Below are 20650 nucleotides of genomic sequence, written 5' to 3'. Positions count from 1 at the left end.
GCGTGGCTGCGAGCGCCAGCCGTCATCCGGTGGCCCGCTTGCGCGCCGCGGGCTCCTGCGCGTCCGGGCGGCGCAGGTACAGGGGCTCTGTCGGCAGGGCCTCGCCCGCTGCGGCCCGTGCGAGCGCGATCCGGGCGAGGTGCGCGGGGTCCGGCAGGCTCGGCGCGGCGTCCGTGGGCGGCAGGAGCTCCGGGTAGAGCGCGGTCGCCGGACCGACGACCACGGCGCCGGCGCCGAGCCCTTGCGCGACGACGTCAGCGGGTGCCGCGACACCGGGGCCAGCGACGAGCTCGAGCGCCACCGCTCCCGGCGCGCCGTCCCCGCTCGGCAGGGACCCACCCACCCGGTAGCGGGCGTAGTACACCTCACGGCGACGGGCGTCGGTCACGACGAGCACGTCGGAACCGGCCGGGACGTCCAGACGGAGCGCTGCCGCCGACGCGACGGCGTCGAGGCTCGACACACCGTGCACGGGGATGCCGAGCGCGAAGCCGAGGACCTCGGCCGTGACGAGGCCGACCCGCAACCCCGTGAACGGTGCGGGACCCGTGCCGACGACGACGGCGCGCAGGTCGGGCGGGGCCAGCCCCGCCTCGGAGAGGACCTCGTCGATCATCGGGGTGAGGAGCTCGGCGTGCCGGCGCTGCTCGACGACCTGTCGGGCCGCGAGCACGGCCCCGCCGTCGTCGAGCAGAGCCACCGAGACGGCGGCGGAGGTATCGAGAGCTAGGACTGCCACCGGGCCAGCCTACTGAGGTGGTCGGGTGTCCACCGACTCCCGAAGGCCCGGACACTCACGCGGCGCACTCCTACCTCCGCGTCGACGAGGTCGTCAGCCCCCTCGGCGCCGACACCGCCGCGGGGCCGCTCGATCGTGATCTCGAGCCGATCACCGGCGAGCGACTCCACGAGACCCGATCCCCACTCGACGACGGTGACGGACTCCTCGAGGCTCGCATCGAGATCCAACGCGTCGACCTCGTCGAGTGACCCCAGCCGGTACGCGTCGACGTGCACGAGCGCAGGTCCGGCACCCAGCGGGGGGTGCACCCGCGCGATGACGAAGGTGGGTGACGCGACCTGACCGCGCACGTCGAGCCCGGCGCCGATGCCCTGGGTGAGGGTCGTCTTGCCGGCGCCCAGGTCTCCGGTGAGCATGACGAGGTCTCCCGCCCGCAGCTCCTGCGCGAGGGCGCGCCCGAGGGCGCGGGTCGCGTCGGCGTCGGGCAGCGCGAGGGTGAGGGGTGGGAGCTCAGACGTGGTCACGGGCGTGTCCTGGGGCGGTCGGCCGGGCTCGTGGGTCCCGGGGAGGTCGTCGGTGGCGAGTCGTTGCGGTAGGTGCGTGGGACACGGGCGCCGAGGCGGGTCGTGATCTCGTAGCTGATCGTGCCAGCCGCCCGCGCCCAGTCCTCGGCGGTCGGTCCACCGTCGGCACCGGTGCCGAAGAGCACCACCGTGTCGCCCGCACGCTCGCTGGCGTCGGCACCGAGATCGACGACGAACTGGTCCATGCAGACGCGTCCCGCCACATGGAGCGTCCGCCGGGACGGTCCGCTGCCGACGAGCACGGGACCGCCCGGGTGCTCCGGGGATCCCGAGGCGTGCCGCGGGATCCCGTCGGCGTACCCGAGCGGGACGACGCCGAGGGTCGTGGGACCGGTCGTCGTGTAGGCGTGCGCGTAGGACACTCCCGTCGAGGCCGGGACCTGCTTGACGGTCGCGAGCGAGGCCTCGAGCGTCATCGCGGGCACCAGCCCGAGGTCGGCCGGTCCCCCGAGGTGCGGGACCGGCGACAGGCCGTACACGGCCAGACCGGGTCGGACGAGGTCGTAGTGCATCCGCGGGTTCGTGAGCGTCGCGGCGGAGTTCGCGAGGTGACGGACCTCGAGGTGCGCGCCGGCGTCCTCGGCGAGGCGGACGGCGTCGTCGAACACCGTCGCCTGTGCGAGCACGGTCGGGTGGGCGGGCTCGTCCGCGAAGGCGAGGTGCGACCAGATCCCCACGATCTCCGCGAGCCCGTCGGCCTGCGCCGCCACGGCCGTGCGGAGCACTCCCGGCAGTGCGTCCATCGTGACGCCGTTGCGTCCGAGGCCGGTGTCGACCTTGACGTGGACGCGCGCGACCCGGCCGGTGGCGATGGCTGCGGCGAGCACCTCGGCGAGCGCCTCGGGCGACGCCACCGAGACGTCGATGTCGGCGGTGAGAGCCTCCGCGAGCGGGGCGCCGGGGGCGTACAGCCACGTGAGGATGCGGCCCCCCACGCCCGCGGCACGCAGGGCCAGCGCCTCCGGCACCTGGGCGGCACCGAGCCACCGCGCACCGGCCTCGAGCGCGGCCCGCGCGCACGGCACGAGGCCGTGCCCGTAGGCGTCGGCCTTGACCACGGCCATGACCTCGGCCCCACCCGCTGGACGGGCCGCAGCGGCGACGAGGGTCCGCACGTTGGACCGGACCGCCTCGAGGTCGACGACCGCGCGGGACGGGTACGACGCTGCGACCGTACGGCTCGGTGCGGTCACGACGGGAAGAGCGCTCATAGCTCCCTATTGTCGCCCCGCCCGAGGCGCCGGACGACATCCCTGAGCGCACTCACACGTCGACGACGAGGTCGGCCCGGTGCGCGGTCCCCGCGACGAGGCGCGCGTTGGCCTCGTCCGTCCCGAGGGCCCACGCACGGGCGGCCTCCGGAGCCCGCCCGTGGAGCACGTGCCGCGCGACGAGGCGGTCCCGCCGGACGGCGTCGTCGACGCGCACGAACCAGGTCTCGTCGAGGTGCGTGCGCACGTCCGCCCAGGGGCCGTCCACGAGGAGGTAGTTGCCCTCGGTGACGACCACCTGCACCTCGGGCACGACGGGGATCGCGCCCGCGACGGGCTCCTCGATCTCACGGCGGAACTCCGGCGCCCACACGGTCGTCGTGCGGTCGCGGAGCCGGGCGAGCAGTGCGACGTACCCGCCTACGTCGAACGTGTCCGGCGCACCCTTGCGGTCCGCCCGGCCCAGGCGCTCCAGCTCGCACTGCGCGAGGTGGAAGCCGTCCATCGGCACGCACACGGCGCCGATGCCCACGGACCGCAGGGTGCGCACGACCTCGGCTGCGAGAGTCGACTTGCCCGCTCCCGGCGATCCCGCCACACCGAGCACGATCCGGCCCCCGGGTTCCTGGTCCAGCAGCCCGCCGATCCGCGCGACGAGCGCGTCCCGGGTCGTCCGGTCCGTCCACCTGCCTGCTTCCGCCGCGGTCATGCGCGTCCGGCGAGCAGGGCTGCGACGGTGCTCGGCACGGCGTCTGCCACATCCAGCGCCGCGACGGGTCCACCGGGGTTCGCGCGTCGAGCCGCCGAGCCGTGCAGGAGCGCAGCAGCGGCCGCGAGGCGCGCCGGCAGCACGGCATCCTTGAGCGTGGCGGTCGAGCGCGCGGCGAGCAGCGCCCCGAGGACCCCCGCGAGGACGTCCCCCGCCCCGGCCGTCGCGAGCCACGCCGGGCCGTCGGCCTGAGCGAACGCCACCCCGTGCCCGACGACGACGGTCACCGGTCCCTTGAGCAGCACGGTCGCGCCGGTGAGCTCGTGCGCGCGCCGCGCCCACCGCAGGGGGGCGGCCTCCACGTCGCTGCGCTCGACCGTCTCGCCGCGAGCCCGCAGCAGCTCGCCCAGCTCGCCCGCGTGCGGAGTGAGCACGACCCACGGCGGGCAGTGCGGGGGGATCAGCGCGAGAGCGCCGGCATCGACGACGACGGGGACCCGGGCGGTCTCGGTCTCGGCGCCCTCGTCCCCCACGACCCGGGCCAGCAGGCGGCGGATCCTGTGCTGCTGGGCGTGGACCGCCTCGTCCGTGACGGCGGGCGCCGACGCGATACCCGGACCCACGGCCCATGCCTGCACCCTGCCGGGTGCCGGCACGGCCTCGGGCCGCAGGGCGATGACGGCGTCCGCGACCTCCCGTGGGCCGAGGTAGCGGACCATCCCCACCCCGGTCCGGACCGCCCCGCTCACCGTGAGGACCGCGGCACCCGGGAACTGCGCGGTCCCCGCGACGACACCCAGCACCCCGCGGGTGTACTTGTGGTCTGCGGCGTCCGGGGCGCGGAGCAGACCGAGGTCCACGAGGTCGGCTGGTTCCAGTCGCCGGACGACGGGGCGGGCGCGGGTGAGGTCCAGTCCGATGTCCACGACCTCCACCCGGCCCGCGAGGGCGGCCGCCGGTGGGAGAAGGAGCGCAGGCTTCCACGCGCCGAACGTCACCGTGACGTCGGCCCGCAGCACAGGACCCGGCACCGTACCGTCGTCCACCCCGACGCCGCTGGGGACGTCGACAGCGACGACGGCTGGGCGCGGCCCGTCCCCGTCGAGAACCGCCGCGACCCTCTCCACGACGTCCCGAGCACGGTCCCGCAACCCGCCGCTCGCACCGATCCCGAGGAGGCCGTCGAGCACGACGTCGCACCCCGAGGCGAGCCCACCGACGTCGCTGTCCGCGGACACCGCCCAGCGCGCGCTCGTCTTCCTCAGTGCCGCCAGACCGGCGTCGTGCACGTGGTCCCCGGCCAGCAGCGCCGTGACGGCCACGCCCCGTCGCGCGAGGGCCGCGGCCGCGTGGAGCGTGTCCCCACCGTTGTTGCCGGGCCCGACGAGCGCGAGGACACGGCTGCCCGCGAGGCGTCCGCGCCGCTCGCGCAGCACCCGCACGACGGCCCCGGCCAGGCCGAACGCCGCCCGGCCCATGAGGTCCTCCCCCGCGGCCAGCAAGGGCGCCTCCGCGTCACGGACTGCACGGGCGTCGTAGGCGTCGATCATGTCTGTCATCATGCCGCGACGCGGCTCGACCCGCGCGGGCCGGGTCGCCACCGTAGGATCTGGCCATGCGATTCGGACTCTTCATCCCACAGGGCTGGCGCCAGGACCTCACCGGCATCGACGCCGCTGACCACTGGTCGACCATGAACGGACTTCTCCAGCACGCCGACACCGGCACCACCTTCGACTCCGTGTGGGTCTACGACCACTTCCACACGGTCCCCGAGCCCACCCAGGAGGCCACGCACGAGGCGTGGACCCTCATGGCGGCCTTCGCCGCCGCGAGCAGCCGCGTGAAGCTCGGTCAGATGTGCACCTGCATGTCGTACCGCAACCCCGCGTACCTCGCGAAGGTCGCCGCCACCGTCGACATCGTCAGCGGCGGCCGCGCCCAGATGGGCATCGGCGCCGGCTGGTACGAGCACGAGTGGCGCGCCTACGGCTACGGGTTCCCCGGCGCCGGCGAGCGGCTCGCCATGCTCGACGAGGGCGTGCAGATCATGCGCCAGATGTGGTCGGAGGGCTCCGCGACGTTCGACGGCAAGCACTACCAGGTCGACGGCGCCCGCTGCTACCCGCTCCCCCTCCAGGACGGCGGACCGCCGCTGTGGATCGCGGGGGGCGGAGAGCGCAAGACCCTGAAGATCGCAGCGAAGTACGCGCAGTACACGAACTTCGACGGCTCGGAGGAGACGTTCGCACGCAAGTCCGCGATCCTCGCTGAGCACTGCGACGCCGTGGGACGCGACTTCGGTGCCATCACGCGGTCGGCCAACTACAACGTCGTCATCGGCGAGACCGAGAAGGACGTCGCGGACCGCATCGCGTGGTACATCGACCACCTGAAGAAGACCGTGCCGGCGAAGGCCGAGCGTGAGGCGGAGGGGTACCGCGACGGACCGCTCGTCGGGACGCCCGAGCAGATCACCGAGAAGCTCATGGCGCTCGAGGGGCTCGGCATGACGTACGCGATCACGTACTTCGCCGAGGCCGCCTACGACCGCAGCGGGATCGAGCTGTTCGAGCGGACGGTCGCGTCCAACTTCGCCTGACCCGCACCTGCCACCGACGAGGAGCGTCCCGGTCCGCCGGGCGCTCCTCGTCCTGTGTCAGCCGGGGCGCTCGCGTCGTGTGCCCGCCGGCTCCTCAGCTGCCCGGGGCGTCGCCCTCGGCGACGACCATGGCGGTCGCGATGCCGCCGTCGTGCGAGAGGCTGAGGTGGAACCGGGCGACCCCGAGCCGCGCCGCCCGCGCCGCCACGGTCCCCCGCGTCGTCAGCACGGGCGGTCGGCCGGGCTCACGGGGGATCGTCACGTCGTGCCACCGGAGGTCCCCCGGGGCGCCGAGCGCCTTCGCGACAGCTTCCTTGGCCGCGAAGCGCGCGGCCAGGGACGAGGGCGCGAGGCCGCGCTCCACCTCCGTGAACAGCTTCTCGAGCAGGCGGGGCGTCCGCTCGAGCGCCGCGACGAAGCGGTCGATCTCGACGACGTCGACACCGATCCCGACGATCACGAGGGGGCTACTCCACCGTGACGGACTTGGCCAGGTTCCGCGGCTGGTCCACATCGAGCCCCTTGGCCGTCGCGAGCTCGCACGCGAAGATCTGCAACGGCACGACCGTGAGCAGCGGGGAGAGCAGCGTCGGGCAGGCCGGCACCCAGAAGACCTCGTCCGCGTAGGGGCGCACGGCCTCGTCACCGTCCTCCGCGATGACCAGCGTGCGCGCCCCGCGTGCACGGATCTCCTGGATGTTCGAGATCACCTTCGAGTGCAGCGAGTGCCGCCCCCGGGGGGACGGGACGACGACGAACACGGCCTGGCCCGGCTCGATGAGCGCGATCGGCCCGTGCTTGAGCTCGCCGGCCGCGAAGCCCTCGGCGTGGATGTACGCGAGCTCCTTGAGCTTGAGCGCGCCCTCGAGCGCCACCGGGAACCCCACGTGGCGACCGAGGAACAGCACCGACGACGTGTCGGCCATCCAGCGGGCGATCTCCCGCACGCGAGCGCCACGGTCGATGACCTCCTGGATCTTCGCCGGCATCTGGCGCAGGTCGTCGAGGATCTCGGCGATCTCGTCCGGGAACTTGTTGCCCCGCAGCTGGGCCAGGTAGAGCCCCAGGAGGTACGCCGCGGTGATCTGCGAGAGGAATGCCTTCGTCGACGCGACCGCGATCTCCGGGCCAGCGTGGGTGTAGAGGACCGCGTCGGACTCACGCGGGATCGTCGACCCGTGCGTGTTGACGATCGAGATGACCTTCGCGCCCTGCTCGCGGGCGTGGCGGACGGCCATGAGCGTGTCCATGGTCTCGCCGGACTGCGTGACGGCGACGACGAGGGTCTTGGAGTTGACGACCGGGTCGCGGTACCGGAACTCGTGCGCCAGCTCGACCTCGACCGGGATGCGGCACCAGTGCTCGATCGCGTACTTGGCGACGTGCCCCGAGTATGCGGCGGTGCCGCACGCGATGACGACGATCTTGTCGATGGACCGCAGGACGGCCTCGTCGATCCGCAGGTCGTCGAGGACGAGCTGGCCCTGCGCGTCCGTCCGGCCGAGGAGCGTGTCCGCGACGGCCTTGGGCTGGTCGTGGATCTCCTTGTCCATGAAGGACGCGAAGCCGCCCTTCTCCGCCGCCTCCGTGTCCCAGTCCACGGTGAAGCGGCGGGCCTCGACCGGGTTGCCGTCGAAGTCCGTCACCGCGACCGCGTCAGGCGTGATCGTCGCGATCTGGTCCTGACCGAGCTCGAGCGCGTCACGCGTGTAGGCGATGAAGGCGGCGACGTCCGACCCGAGGAAGTTCTCACCCTCGCCGAGCCCGACGACGAGCGGTGAGTCGTGGCGTGCGCCGACGACCGTGTCCGGGCTGTCGGCGTGGACAGCGAGCAGCGTGAAGGTGCCGTCCAGCCGCTGGACGACCCTCCGCATCGCCTCGGTGAGGTCACCCGTCTCGGCGTGCGCGATGGCGAGCAGGTGTGCGACGACCTCCGTGTCGGTCTCCGACAGGAACTCCACGCCCCCGGCGAGGAGCTCCTCCTTGAGGAGGGCGAAGTTCTCGACGATCCCGTTGTGGATCACTGCGAGGCGTCCACCGTCCGCGAGGTGCGGGTGGGCGTTGACGTCGTTGGGGGCGCCGTGCGTCGCCCAACGCGTGTGGCCGATGGCTGCGGTCGCCGGCGGGAGAGGGCTCGACTCGAGCTCCCCCATGAGGTTGACGAGCTTGCCGGCCTTCTTGGCGCTGACGACGGTACCGAGGCCCGGCCCGACGAGCGCGACCCCCGCAGAGTCGTACCCCCGGTACTCCAGGCGCCGAAGACCGGAGATCATCACCTCGAGCGGACGGTCCGACGCGGTCTGGGACCCTACATAACCCACGATTCCACACATGGGCGTGAGTCTAGTGGACGGGGAGGCCCGCGCGATCAGGCAGAATCAACAAGTGGTTGACTCGAACATCGTGCCCGCGACTCCCTACGTGGACCTCGACCGGGCAGCGTGGTACCGGCTCTCCGAGTCCACCCCGCTGCCGATGACCGACGACGACGTCGCCCGGTTGCGCGGGATCGGTGACCCCATCGACCTCGCGGAGGTCGACACCGTCTACCGCCCCCTGTCACGGCTGCTCAACCTCTACGTCACGGCCACGACGAACCTCCGCGGCGCGACGTCGACGTTCCTCCGGGAGGACTCCGGGAGGACGCCGTACGTCATCGGGGTCGCCGGATCGGTGGCCGTCGGGAAGTCCACCACCGCGCGCCTCCTGCGCGAGATGATGGCTCGCTGGCCCAACACCCCCAGTGTCCAGCTCATCACCACGGACGGGTTCCTCCTGCCGAACGCCGAGCTGCAACGCCGCGGGCTCATGGACCGGAAGGGGTTTCCCGAGTCCTACGACCGCCGGGCGCTCATCCGGTTCCTCACGAAGATCAAGGCCGGCCACGCCCGGGTGAGCGCCCCGGTGTACGACCACCTCACGTACGACATCGTCCCGGGCCGACGGACGGTCGTCAGCCAGCCCGACGTGCTCATCGTCGAGGGACTCAACGTGCTGCAGCCCGCCCGGTCGACGGAGAGCGCGTCGAACCTCGCGGTGAGCGACTTCTTCGACTTCTCGATCTACGTGGACGCGCGGACCTCGGACGTGCGTCAGTGGTACGTCGACCGTTTTCTCTCGCTGCGCAAGACGGCGTTCGCACGCCCCGAGTCGTACTTCCACCGGTACGCGGACCTGTCGGACGACGAAGCGATCGAGAAGGCCGAGTCGATCTGGGACACGATCAACGAACCGAACCTCATCGAGAACATCCTGCCCACGCGCAGCCGGGCGACGCTCGTCCTCACCAAGGGGCCGGACCACGCCGTCCAGCGGGTCCGGCTGCGCAAGCTCTGATCAGCACGCGGCGCGTCCGCTGGCCGGGACGGCCGAGCCGGGACGGTCCTCGGCGGGCACGGCAAGCTCGTCGCGCGCCTCCCGTCGCGCGGTACGCGCGGCGCGGCCGCGCAGGATCCGCCCCAGGACCCAGTCGACGACGAACCCGATGAGGACGCCGCCGGCGACGCCGACGGCAACGGCGAGCAGCGGGCTGTGCTCGAGCCAGGCACCGGCGCCGACCCCGATGAGTGTCGAGTACGCCGCCCACGAGACCGCCGCGATGCCGGCGAGACCCGTGAACTTCGCCCGTGAGTACTGCACCGTGCCCGCGGTGATGTTGACGGCGACGCGACCGACCGGGATGTACCGCGCCGCGATGATGATCGGGGCCGGTCGGTGCTGCAGGGCCCGCTCCGCCCACACGAACGCCGCCTGCACCCGTCGGCCGCGCATGAGTCGCATCTGCCGCACGTCCAGCCGCCTTCCTACCGAGAAGGCGATGAGGTCCCCGGTGAACGCACCCGTGGCCGCGACGATGCCGAGCACCCAGAGGTTCGGGCTGCCGTCCGACACCGAGAGCGCAGCGAGGGCGATGACGAAGGACTCGCTCGGAACGGGCGGGAAGATCGCGTCGACCGTGACGAACACGAAGAGCACGACGAAGATCCACGGCGACGCGGCCAATCCCGCGGCCCAGACCTCAAGCCCGTCCAGCACCGAGGCCCTCTTCTCTCTCGACAGATCGCGAGCGCGGATCGCTCGCACCCCCCACGGCTCCTGGCACCAGGCCAGGCACGGGTCTGGTGGGGAAGGCCCCGACGGGGCGTCTCATCTCATCATCATGCATCTGCCGAGCACTTCCCCCGGAGGGATGAACGTGGGACGCCGCTCCTCGTCCTCAGGGCGGTCTGCACCGGGCGGCCCTAGGCCCCGTGCCGGAGCAGGTTGTCGTTGCTCGACAACGAGCGCAGGTCTGCCCGATCGAGATAGAGGGTTCCCCGCAGGTGGTCGGTCTCGTGCTGGACGATCCGCGCGGGCCAGCCGACGAGCTGCTCGTCGAGCGCAGCACCGGTCTCGTCCCACCCGGTGAGCCGCACGGTGTGGTGGCGCGCCACGACGGCCTGGTACCCGGGAACGCTCAGGCACCCCTCGAAGAACGAGCGCTGCGCGCCACCGACGCCCTCGTAGGCGGGATTGACGAGAACCCGGTGCGCCAGCGGCGTGCGCTCGCGCGGGTCGTCCTCCTCCCCCGGCGCGGCACCCACGTCGTGCAGGACCGCGAGCGCCAGGGGGATGCCGATCTGCGGGGCCGCGAGCCCGACCCCGGGAGCAGCGAGCATCGTCGTTCGCATCGCCGCGAGGAGTGCGGGGAGCACGTCGTCGAGCTGCCCGTCGTAGGGCTCTGCGGGGGCCCGCAGGACCGGGTCTCCCGCGTGGACGATCGGCAGCACGCCTGTCGGGTGTGCCGCGAGCAGCGCCTCGACCGCGGAACGGACGTGCCCGCTCACTGCAGGGCCAGGCGCTCGCGCACGACGTCGGCGAGCGAGGACGCGACGTCGTCCGCCTGCTGCTGTGTCGCGGCCTCGACCATGACGCGCACGAGGTCCTCCGTGCCGGAGGGCCTCAGGAGGACGCGTCCGGTGCTCCCCAGCAGCCCCTCGGCGTGCTTGACCGCGGAGAGGACGTCCTCGTCCGTCCTCGCCCGCGCCTTGTCGACGCCGGCCACGTTGATCATGACCTGCGGGAGCCGGGTGATGCCGGAGGCCAGCGCGGACATCGTCCCCTTGCTCTCGGCGAGGCGGCTGAGCAGGTGCAGGGCGGTGAGCACGCCGTCCCCGGTCGTGGCGTAGTCCGTGAGCAGCACGTGGCCCGACTGCTCGCCTCCGACGGAGTACCCGCCCCGGCGCATCTCCTCGAGCACGTAGCGGTCGCCCACGTTGGTCTCGACGGTCCGGATCCCCGAGCGCTCCATGGCGAGCTTGAGCCCGAGGTTGGACATCACGGTCGTGACGAGCGTCCCGTTCGCGAGGGTGCCCCGCTCCGCGTGCGCGATCGCGAGGATCCCCATGATCTGGTCGCCGTCGACGATCTCCCCGTCCTCGTCGGCAGCGATGCACCGGTCGGCGTCACCGTCGAACGAGACGCCCGCGTGCGCCCAGTGGCCCACCGTGGCCGCTGCCATCCGACGAGGGCTCGTCGCACCGTAGCCCTTGTTGATGTTCTCCCCGTCGGGGTAGGAACCGATGACGACGACCTCGGCACCGGCCCGGCGCAACGCCTCGGGGCCCACCTCGCTCGCGGAGCCGTTCGCGCTGTCGACGACGACCTTGAGGCCGTCCAGCGGGTACGGGACGGTCGAGACGATGTGGTCGACGTACCGCCAGACAGCGGCGAGGTCCTGAGTCGTGCGGCCGACGTCTGCGCCGGTCGGCCGGTTCCAGTCCTCACGCAGCCGCGCCTCGATCTGGTCCTCGACGTCGTCGTCGAGCTTGAAGCCCGACCGGTTGAAGAACTTGATCCCGTTGTCCTCCATCGGGTTGTGCGACGCGGAGATCATCACCCCCAGGTCGAGGTTGAGGTCCCCGGTGAGGTAGGCGACCGCCGGCGTCGGCACGACCCCGACGTCGATGACGTCGACGCCGGCGCTCGCCAGACCGGCGCACACGGCAGCGGAGAGGAACTCGCCCGACGCGCGGGGATCACGACCGACGACCGCCCTGGGGCGGTGCCCGGTGAACTCACCCTTTTGCCCGAGGACGTGTGCTGCCGCAACGGCGAGGTCGAGGGCGAGCTCGGCGGTCACGTCCCTGTTGGCGAGCCCGCGGACCCCGTCGGTGCCGAATAGTCGTCCCATGGTGTGCAGAACCTCCGTGGAGAGGCGTGGTCGCGCACGGGTGGCCGACCTCCGCCGTCGATCGTGACAACGGCCGACGGCCCCGATGGCGAACCATCGGGGCCGTCGACACTGAGCGCAGGGATCAGCGCTTGGAGTACTGCGGAGCCTTGCGTGCCTTCTTGAGTCCAGCCTTCTTGCGCTCCACGACGCGTGCGTCGCGGGTGAGGAAGCCAGCCTTCTTCAGGGCTGCGCGGTTGTGCTCCTCGTCGATCTCGTTGAGAGCACGGGCGATACCCAGGCGCAGCGCTCCGGCCTGACCGGAGGTGCCGCCACCGTTGATGCGCGCGATGACGTCGAAGCGACCCTCGACGTCGACGAGCTTCAGCGGGGAGTTCACGAGCTGCTGGTGCACCTTGTTCGGGAAGTACTCCTCGAGCGAACGCCCGTTGACCTTCCACTGCCCGGTGCCGGGGACGAGACGCACGCGTGCGATCGCTTCCTTGCGGCGTCCCAGAGCCTGGGCGGGCGCGGTGATGCTCTGGCCACGGCCCGCGGGGGCGGTGGTCTCAGAGGTGTAGCTGCTGGGAGAGTCTTCGTCCAGCGTGTCGGTGTCGACGGTGGTCTCGGCCACGGTGTCCTCGCGTCCTTGTATGTCTGCGCAGCAGGCCGGGGCCTACTGAGCGACCTGGGTGATCTCGAACGGCTTCGGCTGCTGCGCAGCGTGGGGGTGCTCAGGGCCTGCGTAGACCTTGAGCTTGCCCAGCTGGTTGCGGCCGAGGGTGGTCTTCGGGAGCATGCCGCGGACGGCCTTCTCCACAGCTCGCTCAGGGCGCTTCTCCAACAGCTCGGAGTAAGCGACGGAGCGCAGTCCACCCGGGTAACCGGAGTGGGTGTATGCGAGCTTCTGCTCACGCTTGTTGCCGGTCAGGGCGACCTTGCCCGCGTTGATGATGATGACAAAGTCACCACCGTCGACGTGCGGCGCGAAGGTGGCCTTGTGCTTGCCACGGAGCAGTGTCGCGACGTGGGTGGCGAGGCGGCCCAGGACGACATCGGTCGCGTCGATGACGTACCAGTCGCTCTGGACGTCGCCGGGCTTCGGGGTGTACGTACGCACGGTCGTAGCCTTCGTTTCGTGTTCGTGTCTTCTCCGGCACAGGATTCTGCAGCCGGCGAGGTCGGTGAGGGCTCCGTCTCTGACCTAGCGAGTGGGCGCACCGGTCACGTATGGAAGCACAACGACTGGCCACGATATCCGCTCCGTACCCGGCTGGTCAAAACCGGGTAGGTCACAGCCTGCGTCCGGGGCCCTCGTGGGCTCCCGTGGGCGGTGCTGCGAGAAGCTGGCACGGACAGGTAGCACGTCGCGCAACGATTATAACCCGGCCCGCGCCGACGACGTTCCGCTGAGGTCCCCGCCGACCGCTGCAGGAGCGCACCCCGGGCACTCGCCCGCCGCGGCCAGGTGCCGGCACGCGTCGCAGTACAGCCGGAGCGTGGTGCACGACGGAGACCTGCAGTTCTCGTACTTCGCCGTCCGCTCGCCGCACTCGACACACTCGCCCAACGGCACGCTCCCCTCGTCGAACTCGACGTGCATGCGTCCGTCGAAGACGTAGAGGGACCCCTCCCACAGGCCCGCCGATCCCCGCTCCTCGCCATACCGGACGATCCCGCCGTCGAGCTGGTAGACCTCCGTGAACCCCCGGTCGACCATGAGGGCCGAGAGCACCTCGCACCGGATCCCCCCCGTGCAGTAGGTCACCACCGGTCGGTCCTTGAGGTCGTCGTACCGGCCCGAGTCGAGCTCTGCGACGAAGTCCCGGGTCGTCGCCACGTCGGGGACGACCGCCCCACGGAAGCGGCCGATCGCCGCTTCGAACGCGTTGCGGCCGTCGAAGAACACGACGTCGTCGCCGCGCTCGGCGACGAGGGCGTCCACCTCCTGGGGCGAGAGGTGGACACCACCCCCGACGACCCCGTCGGCGTCGACCCGGAGGTCGTCCGGCGCGCCGAAGCTCACGAGCTCCGGCCGCACCCGGACGCTGAGGCGCGGGAAGTCAGAGCCGGTGCCGGCGGACCACTTGACGTCCATGCCGGCGAAACCGGGGTGCTGACGCGTCGTCTTCACGTACTGCTTGAGGTGCTCCACCGTCCCGCCGAGCGTGCCGTTGATGCCGTGCGGCGAGACGATGACGCGCCCGGTGAGGTCCCACCGTTCCGCGAGCGCCGTCTGCCACAGTCGGACTGCGACCGGGTCCGCGAGCGGCGCGAAGGCGTAGAAGAGGACGATCTTGTGCACGGCCATCGGACCAGGATATTCGCGTCAGCGGACCCGCTCGACGCGCGCGGAGTCCCACACCGGCTCGTCGGTCTGCCGCACGGTGCCGTCGCTGCCGAACACGAGGAACCGGTCGAAGCCCCGCGCGAACCACCGGTCGTGGGTGACCGCGACGACCGTCCCCTCGAACTGGGCGAGGCCGGCCTCGAGCGCCTCTGCGGAGTGCAGGTCGAGGTTGTCCGTGGGCTCGTCCAGCAGCAGCAGCGTCGCCCCACCGAGCTCGAGCAGGAGGATCTGGAACCGTGCCTGCTGCCCGCCGGACAGCGTCTCGAACCGCTGCTCGGCCTGGCCGGCCAGCTCGTAGCGGTCGAGCGCCTTGCTCGCCGGCTCCCTGCTCATGCCCTCACGCGCTCCGTCCCCGCGGTGCAGGATGTCCAGGAGGGTGCGCCCCTCGAGCTCCGGGTGGTCGTGGTTCTGGGCGAACCACCCGGGGCGGACCCGGGACCCGAGGGTGACGACGCCCGTGTGCGCCACCGGATCCGCTCCTCCAGGCGCTCCGCCGGGCCCGCGCACCTCCGCCGACCCCTGGGACCCGCCTGCCGCGAGCAACCGCATGAAGTGCGACTTGCCCGAGCCGTTCGATCCGAGCACCGCGACCCGGTCGCCGAACCAGATCTCGGTGTCGAACGGCTTCATCAGACCGGTGAGCTCCAGCCCCTGCGCCACCACGGCCCGCTTGGCCGTGCGGCCACCGGTCAGCCGTACCCGGACGTCCTGGTCCCGGACGACGACCTCCGGCGGCCCGGCCTCCTCGAACTTGCGCAGCCGCGTCTGTGCCGCCTGGTAGCGACTGGCGAGCCCGTCGTTGAACGCCGACTTGTTCTTCAGCGTGTTGACGAGATCCTTGAGCTTGCCGTGCTCCTCGTCCCACCGACGACGCAGCTCCTCGAGCCGGCTCATCCGGTCGGCGCGTGCCGCGGCGTACGTCGCGAACCCTCCCCCGTGCACCCAGATCGAGCCGCCGGCGGCCCCGGGCTCGATGGTCGCGACCTGGGTGGCCGTGCGAGCCAGCAGCTCTCGGTCGTGACTGATGAACAGCACCGTCTTGGGCGACGCCGCGAGCTCCTCCTCGAGCCACCGCTTGGTCGGGACGTCGAGGTAGTTGTCAGGCTCGTCGAGGAGGAGGACCTCCTCCGGTCCCCGCAGGAGTGCGGTGAGGACGAGCCGCTTCTGCTCCCCGCCCGAGAGCGTGCGCAGCTCTCGGAACTGGGCCTGCTCGAAGGGCACGGAAAGGACGTCGCGCGTGACGTGGTCCCAGTCGTTCTCCGCCTCGTACCCCCGCACGTCCGCCCAGTCGGCGAGGGCCTGTGCGTAGCGCATCTGTGTCGGCTCGTCCTCGGCAGTCATCATCGCGAGCTCCGCAGCAGCGAGCTCGAGACCCGCGTCACGAACAGCCGCAGGTGCCAGGTCGACGAGCGCGTCCCGGACGCTGCGGTCGTCGTCGGCCCGCCCGACGAACTGCCGCATGACACCGAGACCACCGCTGCGGCTCACCCGCCCCCCGTGCGGCTCGACGTCCCCGGCGACGATCCGCATGAGGGTCGTCTTGCCGGCCCCGTTGGGTCCGACGAGAGCCACCTTGGCTCCGTCGGCCACCCGCAGGCTGACGCCCGCGAGGAGCGGACGACCGTCGGGGAGGTGGTAGCTGATCTCGTTGATGTCGATGTGTCCCACGGCCCCAGTCTGCGGTCTGAGCCCGTCTCCGGGCGAACCCTTTCCAGGGACGCCCTCGCCGTGCGGAGGCGGCCGGACGGTGCGACCGTGGAAGGCATGAGCGAAGACACACCAGCAACCAGCACAGATCCCGCCCTCGGTTCCGAGGGCGACTCGAACCAGCTCGGCGGCGAGGACACGATGTCTGGCGCCGACGTGGACCAGCTGCTCGACGAGGGGTTCTCCCCGCCCGACGAGCCACGGCAGAACCACTACGGGGAGACCCCGTGGGAGGAGACCCACGGGGAGCCCCACGACCTCCGCCTCGCTGAGGAGGAGCCTGAGGTGTGGGAGGCCCCCGACCTCGAGAACCCGGACGGCGCGGACGTCGATCGCGCCGGGGAGCTGGCAGCCGACGCGCTCGCCCTCGACGGCCAGGAGAACGATGTGTTCGCCGTGGAGGAGGGCAGCTCCGCCGGTGTCGGCGCCGAGGACGCGGCGATGCACGTCATCAGCGAACCCACGGACTGACCCCCGGAGGCCGCCTCAGCCTGGTCAGTCGGCTGGGGCGGCCTCTGACCGCCGCTCGTCGGTCCACACCTCCTCGTCGGTGCGACGAGCACGCACGAGCCTGGCGCGCGCCGCGAGCTCCGCGTCCGGGGGGTAGACGACCGCCTCGAGGACGAGCCCGTCGGGCGAGACGACCGGAGCCCGGCTCTCCCGCACCCCACGTGCGAGCACCTGCGCCGGCCACGCGACCGGCGCACGCCCCTCGCCCACCGTCAGTGAGGCACCGACCAGCGCGCGGACCATGTTGTGGCAGAAGGCGTCGGAGCGGACGGACGCGACGACGAGCCCCGCGTCCGGGCCCGACTCAGGACGCGTCCAGCTCAGCTCCTGCAGGTGGCGGATCGTCGTGGCACCCGGCCGGGGTCGGCAGAACGCGGCGAAGTCGCGCACCCCGAGCAGCGCCTGGCACGCCTCGTGCATCGCCGCCACGTCGAGGGGCTTCTTCACCCACACCGTCCACTCCCGGCGCAGCGGGTCCCGCGTCGAGGCAGCATCAGCGATCCGGTAGGTGTAGCGGCGGAGCGTCGCGCTGTAGCGCGCGTCGAACCCCGCCGGTGCGACGCGGGCCCGGTGCACGACGACGTCCCTCGGCAGCACCCCGGCGAGCCGGCTCACCAGCGCATCGCCGGGCGTGCGGCCAGAACGCGAGGGCAGGCGCTCCCACACCTCAGCCTCGACGTCGAGGTGGGCGACCTGGCCCCGCGAGTGCACGCCGGCATCGGTGCGGCCCGCGACGGTGAGGCGCGGTGCCGGCACCCGCAGCACCCGCTCCAACGCCGCCTCGAGGGTGCCCTGGACGGTCCGCAGGCCGGGCTGGACCGCCCACCCGGCGAAGCCGGTCCCCTGGTAGGCGAGGTCGAGACGAATGCGGATCACGCCCTCCATGATCTCGCACTCGGCGAGCTCCGACGACACCCGGACCGCTGCCCGCTGTGTGCCCGTCACGCCCGGGTGCCCGTCACGCCCGGGCAGGCGGGTCGAGCTCGTCCAGCGCCTCGAGGATCACCCGCGAGAAGGCCACCGGACGATCGAGGCTCGCGAGGTGTCGCGCTCCGGGGATGACGACGTGACGGACCCGCTGCCCGCTGGAGCGGGCCGCACGCAGGTAGGCGCGTTCCTCCATCCGGAAGTGGTCGAACTGCCCGTTGACGATCCACACGGGACAGGCAAGGTGGCGGAGGTCGCGGAGCGGGTCGAGCCCACCGACGGCTTCCAGGGCGGGCGTCATGACCTTCAGCGCAAAACCACCTGCACCCACGTCCACCGCGCCCTGCTCAGGCAGGAGCCGCCGCACCATGAAGGCGTTGAGCCACTCTCCGCCGTCGGGCGAGGCCTCGATCACCCGGGCGATGCGCAACCACGCACGGCGCAGCGGCGTGGACGGTGCTGTGCAGCACCCTGCAGCGAGCAGCCCCCGGACCTTCGTCGGATGGCGCGCCGTGTAGGCGATCGCCAGGTAGCCGCCGAGCGAGAGCCCGACGACGACGGCCTGTCCGCCGAGCTGGTCGACCGCTTCATCGATCGCTCCGAGCGCCCCGTCGACGTCGAACCGCTCGCCGATCCGTGCACCGTGCCCGGGGAGGTCGGGCACCGCGACCGCATGACCCGCTGCTTCGAGGGCCTCCCGTTGGGCCCTCCACATCGTGCCGGACGTCCTGATCCCGTGGATCAGGACGACCGGGGTGGGGTGGGTCCCGGCGTGGTCCACGGCCCGCACCGTCTCGCTCATCCGTCGATGCTCCCACACGCCGCAGCTCACCGCGGGTGCCCTGAGAGCCAGTCAGGCACCGCCACCGACCGAGGAGCTGCAACCGCTTCTCATGCAACCAGTTCTCACCCGCACGCCGTGATCTCGAACAGGCGCGCGTCACCGGCCGAGCGGACGAGCCTCACGCCCGAGGTCGTGTCGATGTCCTGGAGCCCGGGCGACAACGTGTCGTCCTTGGCGCCGTCGCCCGGACCGGTGGGGTCCACGTACAGGTGGGTGGCCCCGGTGGCTGCGAGGTGCTCGCACACGAGCGGATCGTCACCGATGTCGCGGAACGAGGCACGCAGGTACGCCTGGTGCTCGTCCATCCGGCTCGTCCCGAGCTGCGGGAGCACCACGTCCACACCGGACAGTGCGTAGGCGAGCGCTGCGCCGTCCGACGGGTCGCCGAGGATCCGAGCATCGTCGGGCAGCGTCCCGGGCAGCTCACGCAGGAGCTCGATCTCGGCCTCGCTGAGCATCGTGCCCCACCGGATGCGGCTCGGGTCGTAGGCCTCGGCGTAGCGTCCCACCCGTTCACCGGCCTGGAACCCGCCGGAGACGACGACGGCGAGCACCACCAGACCGACGATCGCCGGGCGCTGGCGATCGGGCGGGTCCGGATGCTCACGACCCGCCCACACACCGGCCGCAGCTGTTTCCGTCGCGGCTGCGGTCGCGCGTGCGTCGTCCTCAGCCGCATCAGCGAGGGACCCCGCGGCTGTCGTTCCGGGCGATCCAGGACCGCGCCCACGCATGAGGCCGACCCAGACCGCCGTGAGCCGCTGCGCGGCCCAGGCGAGGCCGACCGCAGCCAGGAGCGTCGCCGGGATCGGGTACAGCGCCTCGATACGGGCCCCCTGGGAGTACCACAGGCCGGTCACTGCTCGGATCGGGCTCGGCGGCCCCGCAGCGACCGCCGTAAGGGCACAGACCAGCGCGGCCGAGACGATCAGCCACCGGTGTCTGCGCGCCCGGACGAGCACGAGCGCGCCGCCGAGGACGGCGACGGACAGGACGACGTTCCCGGGCCCTCCCGTGAGCACCCCGTCGAACACCGTGCGCAGCACGGAGGCCGGGTAGCCTCGCTGCCCCGCTCGCTCGAAGTTGAGGAGCACGGCGACGACCGGCGACGAGAGCAGCACAGCCGTCGCACCACCACCCAGCAGGAGCACCCCGGCGCACCAGGCCAGGACCCGGCGTCTGTGCCCGTCCCGGTACGCGTCCCGCGCGACGCACCACAGCGCCACCGCGACGTACGGCCCGACGACGACCGCCAGCCCGAACAGACCACTGCCGTGCGTCGCGGCGACACCCGCGACGGAGAGAAGTGCCGCGCCACACAGGGCCCAGCGGGGCGGCGCAGAGGGCGGCGCAGAGGGCGGCGCGCCAGTCCCCTGCGGATCAGGCGCACCCGGCACGCCGCCGGCCACCCGCTCCGCCTCGCCGGCTCCCCGGGCGTCAGACCCACGCAGGGAGCGCACCGCAGCCACGACGAGCGCGCACGCCCCCGGGATGAGCATGACGGACATCGCGTTGGGCCACTGCGCCAGGGTGCTCAGCTGGACTGTCGGGAACATCGAGAACCCGCCCCCGAGGGCGACGACGAGCGTCGGAGCACCTCTGCGCTCCGGAAAGACCTCACGCGCCCATGCAGCGAGCCCCAACAACCACCCGAGAGACACCATCGCCAGCGTCGAGGCGTTGGCCGCAGCGCTCACGTCGAACATCCCGGGGACCGCGGCCGCGGGGAGGAGTGCCACGAGCGAGTGCCAGACCGTCGGGTAGTAGACGTGCGCGCCCTGCCCGTAGAGGCCGTCCAGCGACGTCGCGTCGCCGGTCTCCCGGATCAGCGCGACGCCGTTGAGGTGGAACACCCCGTCCCACTGCTGGAGCGGAGCGTCCGGCGCCCCCATACCGGCCGCGACGGGCACGACGGCCAGCGCTGAGGCGAGGACGAGAACAAGGAGGAACCCCCAGGAACGGCGCAGGTTCCCGGCCGCGGTGGCCAGCGCAGCTCGCGGGTCCGTAGCACCGCGCGGACGACCGGACGCCTGCCCACCCGGCCTACGTGACCGCCGCGCACGCGTCGCGACGAACCCGACCAGCCCGAGCATCACCGCCACGGCGGCAGCGGCGTACCCCAGCCGCCACCCGATGCCGAGCCCGGCGAGCGCGATCGCGGCACACGCCCAGAGCGCACTGGAGACCGCTGGGCCGGCGCCCACCGCGGTGACGCCGCGCACCCCGAGGATGCGCAGGACGATCCCCCCGGGAAGGACGAGCAGGAGAACGAACAGCATGGACATCGCGGCGAGCGTCAGCCAAGCCACGCCG

20 protein-coding genes are annotated in these 20650 nt (G+C 72.2%); 3 read left to right on the top strand and 17 right to left on the bottom strand.

Going from position 1 to position 20650, the window contains the following annotated elements; genetic code table 11:
- Positions 1-22: 22 nt before the first annotated feature.
- The 5 genes from tsaB to AC2AXK_RS12645 are packed head-to-tail and all read right to left on the bottom strand — an operon-like array spanning position 23 to position 4796.
- On the bottom strand, positions 23-739 hold the full coding sequence (tsaB, locus tag AC2AXK_RS12665; RefSeq protein ID WP_484345728.1) for a tRNA (adenosine(37)-N6)-threonylcarbamoyltransferase complex dimerization subunit type 1 TsaB: 717 nt from the start codon (positions 737-739) through the stop codon (positions 23-25).
- Positions 727-1266, bottom strand: a complete 540-nt coding sequence (tsaE, locus tag AC2AXK_RS12660; RefSeq protein WP_484345727.1) for a tRNA (adenosine(37)-N6)-threonylcarbamoyltransferase complex ATPase subunit type 1 TsaE — start codon at positions 1264-1266, stop codon at positions 727-729. Before tsaE ends, tsaB begins: the two co-directional genes overlap by 13 nt.
- Complete coding sequence (alr, locus tag AC2AXK_RS12655; protein ID WP_484345726.1) at positions 1263-2537, bottom strand: alanine racemase; 1275 nt, start codon at positions 2535-2537, stop codon at positions 1263-1265. Before alr ends, tsaE begins: the two co-directional genes overlap by 4 nt.
- 52 nt (positions 2538-2589) lie before the next feature.
- On the bottom strand, positions 2590-3246 hold the full coding sequence (locus tag AC2AXK_RS12650) for a nucleoside/nucleotide kinase family protein (RefSeq protein WP_484345725.1): 657 nt from the start codon (positions 3244-3246) through the stop codon (positions 2590-2592).
- Entirely contained in the window at positions 3243-4796 is a 1554-nt protein-coding gene (locus AC2AXK_RS12645; protein ID WP_484345724.1) for an NAD(P)H-hydrate epimerase, read from the bottom strand. The genes AC2AXK_RS12650 and AC2AXK_RS12645 overlap by 4 nt, the downstream gene beginning before the upstream one ends.
- 65 nt (positions 4797-4861) lie before the next feature.
- Between AC2AXK_RS12645 and AC2AXK_RS12640 the strand changes: the two genes are divergently transcribed.
- The gene (locus AC2AXK_RS12640; protein WP_484345723.1) at positions 4862-5848 is read left to right on the top strand and encodes an LLM class F420-dependent oxidoreductase; all 987 of its coding nucleotides are present in this window, start codon (positions 4862-4864) and stop codon (positions 5846-5848) included.
- A gap of 94 nt (positions 5849-5942) precedes the next feature.
- Here the strand turns inward: AC2AXK_RS12640 and AC2AXK_RS12635 are convergent, their stop codons facing one another.
- Both AC2AXK_RS12635 and glmS read right to left on the bottom strand, forming a co-directional pair.
- Positions 5943-6308, bottom strand: coding sequence for a holo-ACP synthase (locus AC2AXK_RS12635; RefSeq protein ID WP_484345722.1), 366 nt, complete (start codon positions 6306-6308; stop codon positions 5943-5945).
- 7 nt (positions 6309-6315) lie between these two features.
- Positions 6316-8181 (bottom strand): glutamine--fructose-6-phosphate transaminase (isomerizing), encoded by a 1866-nt coding sequence (glmS, locus tag AC2AXK_RS12630; protein WP_484345721.1) that lies wholly within the window; start codon positions 8179-8181, stop codon positions 6316-6318.
- Positions 8182-8233: 52 nt separating this feature from the next.
- Between glmS and coaA the strand changes: the two genes are divergently transcribed.
- Positions 8234-9184 (top strand): type I pantothenate kinase, encoded by a 951-nt coding sequence (coaA, locus tag AC2AXK_RS12625; RefSeq protein ID WP_484345720.1) that lies wholly within the window; start codon positions 8234-8236, stop codon positions 9182-9184.
- Here coaA and AC2AXK_RS12620 read toward each other — a convergent pair whose 3' ends face one another.
- The 7 genes from AC2AXK_RS12620 to AC2AXK_RS12590 all read right to left on the bottom strand — a co-directional run bounded on the left by AC2AXK_RS12620 (position 9185) and on the right by AC2AXK_RS12590 (position 16017).
- On the bottom strand, positions 9185-9883 hold the full coding sequence (locus tag AC2AXK_RS12620) for a DedA family protein (protein ID WP_484345719.1): 699 nt from the start codon (positions 9881-9883) through the stop codon (positions 9185-9187).
- 206 nt (positions 9884-10089) lie between these two features.
- Positions 10090-10674 (bottom strand): peptide deformylase, encoded by a 585-nt coding sequence (locus AC2AXK_RS12615; protein WP_484345718.1) that lies wholly within the window; start codon positions 10672-10674, stop codon positions 10090-10092.
- Positions 10671-12020: a phosphoglucosamine mutase gene (glmM, locus tag AC2AXK_RS12610; RefSeq protein ID WP_484345717.1), complete on the bottom strand. Its 1350-nt coding sequence runs from the start codon at positions 12018-12020 to the stop codon at positions 10671-10673. The genes AC2AXK_RS12615 and glmM overlap by 4 nt, the downstream gene beginning before the upstream one ends.
- A gap of 124 nt (positions 12021-12144) precedes the next feature.
- Complete coding sequence (gene rpsI / locus AC2AXK_RS12605; protein ID WP_484345716.1) at positions 12145-12633, bottom strand: 30S ribosomal protein S9; 489 nt, start codon at positions 12631-12633, stop codon at positions 12145-12147.
- Positions 12634-12675: 42 nt separating this feature from the next.
- Entirely contained in the window at positions 12676-13119 is a 444-nt protein-coding gene (rplM, locus tag AC2AXK_RS12600) for a 50S ribosomal protein L13 (RefSeq protein WP_484345715.1), read from the bottom strand.
- Between the two features lie 258 nt (positions 13120-13377).
- Positions 13378-14310, bottom strand: a complete 933-nt coding sequence (trhO, locus tag AC2AXK_RS12595; protein ID WP_484345714.1) for an oxygen-dependent tRNA uridine(34) hydroxylase TrhO — start codon at positions 14308-14310, stop codon at positions 13378-13380.
- An 18-nt stretch (positions 14311-14328) separates the two neighbouring features.
- Entirely contained in the window at positions 14329-16017 is a 1689-nt protein-coding gene (locus AC2AXK_RS12590; RefSeq protein ID WP_484345713.1) for an ABC-F family ATP-binding cassette domain-containing protein, read from the bottom strand.
- A 96-nt stretch (positions 16018-16113) separates the two neighbouring features.
- Between AC2AXK_RS12590 and AC2AXK_RS12585 the strand changes: the two genes are divergently transcribed.
- The gene (locus AC2AXK_RS12585; protein ID WP_484345712.1) at positions 16114-16527 is read left to right on the top strand and encodes a DUF5709 domain-containing protein; all 414 of its coding nucleotides are present in this window, start codon (positions 16114-16116) and stop codon (positions 16525-16527) included.
- Between the two features lie 24 nt (positions 16528-16551).
- Here the strand turns inward: AC2AXK_RS12585 and truA are convergent, their stop codons facing one another.
- From truA to AC2AXK_RS12570, 3 genes are all read right to left on the bottom strand, one after another.
- Positions 16552-17451 carry a tRNA pseudouridine(38-40) synthase TruA gene (gene truA, locus AC2AXK_RS12580; RefSeq protein ID WP_484345755.1) on the bottom strand — a complete coding sequence of 300 codons (900 nt, stop codon included), beginning with the start codon at positions 17449-17451 and terminating at the stop codon, positions 16552-16554.
- 73 nt (positions 17452-17524) lie between these two features.
- Positions 17525-18295 (bottom strand): alpha/beta fold hydrolase, encoded by a 771-nt coding sequence (locus AC2AXK_RS12575; protein ID WP_484345711.1) that lies wholly within the window; start codon positions 18293-18295, stop codon positions 17525-17527.
- A gap of 104 nt (positions 18296-18399) precedes the next feature.
- Positions 18400-20646 carry a DUF6541 family protein gene (locus AC2AXK_RS12570; protein ID WP_484345710.1) on the bottom strand — a complete coding sequence of 749 codons (2247 nt, stop codon included), beginning with the start codon at positions 20644-20646 and terminating at the stop codon, positions 18400-18402.
- Positions 20647-20650: the final 4 nt, after the last annotated feature.

It is taken from the genome of Sanguibacter sp. Z6_81, from assembly GCF_057180625.1.
The sequence above is the reverse complement of the archived record's forward strand: the minus strand, read 5'-3'. Positions and strand labels throughout refer to the sequence as shown.

Excerpts from the sequence above, each read along its gene's own strand:
- glmM (WP_484345717.1), bottom strand. The coding sequence starts at position 12,020 with ATGGGACGACTATTCGGCACCGACGGGGTCCGCGGGCTCGCCAACAGG.
- AC2AXK_RS12575 (WP_484345711.1), bottom strand. The coding sequence starts at position 18,295 with ATGAGCGAGACGGTGCGGGCCGTGGACCACGCCGGGACCCACCCCACC.
- alr (WP_484345726.1), bottom strand. The coding sequence starts at position 2,537 with ATGAGCGCTCTTCCCGTCGTGACCGCACCGAGCCGTACGGTCGCAGCG.
- AC2AXK_RS12650 (WP_484345725.1), bottom strand. The coding sequence starts at position 3,246 with ATGACCGCGGCGGAAGCAGGCAGGTGGACGGACCGGACGACCCGGGAC.
- truA (WP_484345755.1), bottom strand. The coding sequence starts at position 17,451 with ATGGAGGGCGTGATCCGCATTCGTCTCGACCTCGCCTACCAGGGGACC.
- AC2AXK_RS12640 (WP_484345723.1), top strand. The coding sequence starts at position 4,862 with ATGCGATTCGGACTCTTCATCCCACAGGGCTGGCGCCAGGACCTCACC.
- AC2AXK_RS12585 (WP_484345712.1), top strand. The coding sequence starts at position 16,114 with ATGAGCGAAGACACACCAGCAACCAGCACAGATCCCGCCCTCGGTTCC.
- AC2AXK_RS12645 (WP_484345724.1), bottom strand. The coding sequence starts at position 4,796 with ATGATCGACGCCTACGACGCCCGTGCAGTCCGTGACGCGGAGGCGCCC.
- glmS (WP_484345721.1), bottom strand. The coding sequence starts at position 8,181 with ATGTGTGGAATCGTGGGTTATGTAGGGTCCCAGACCGCGTCGGACCGT.
- trhO (WP_484345714.1), bottom strand. The coding sequence starts at position 14,310 with ATGGCCGTGCACAAGATCGTCCTCTTCTACGCCTTCGCGCCGCTCGCG.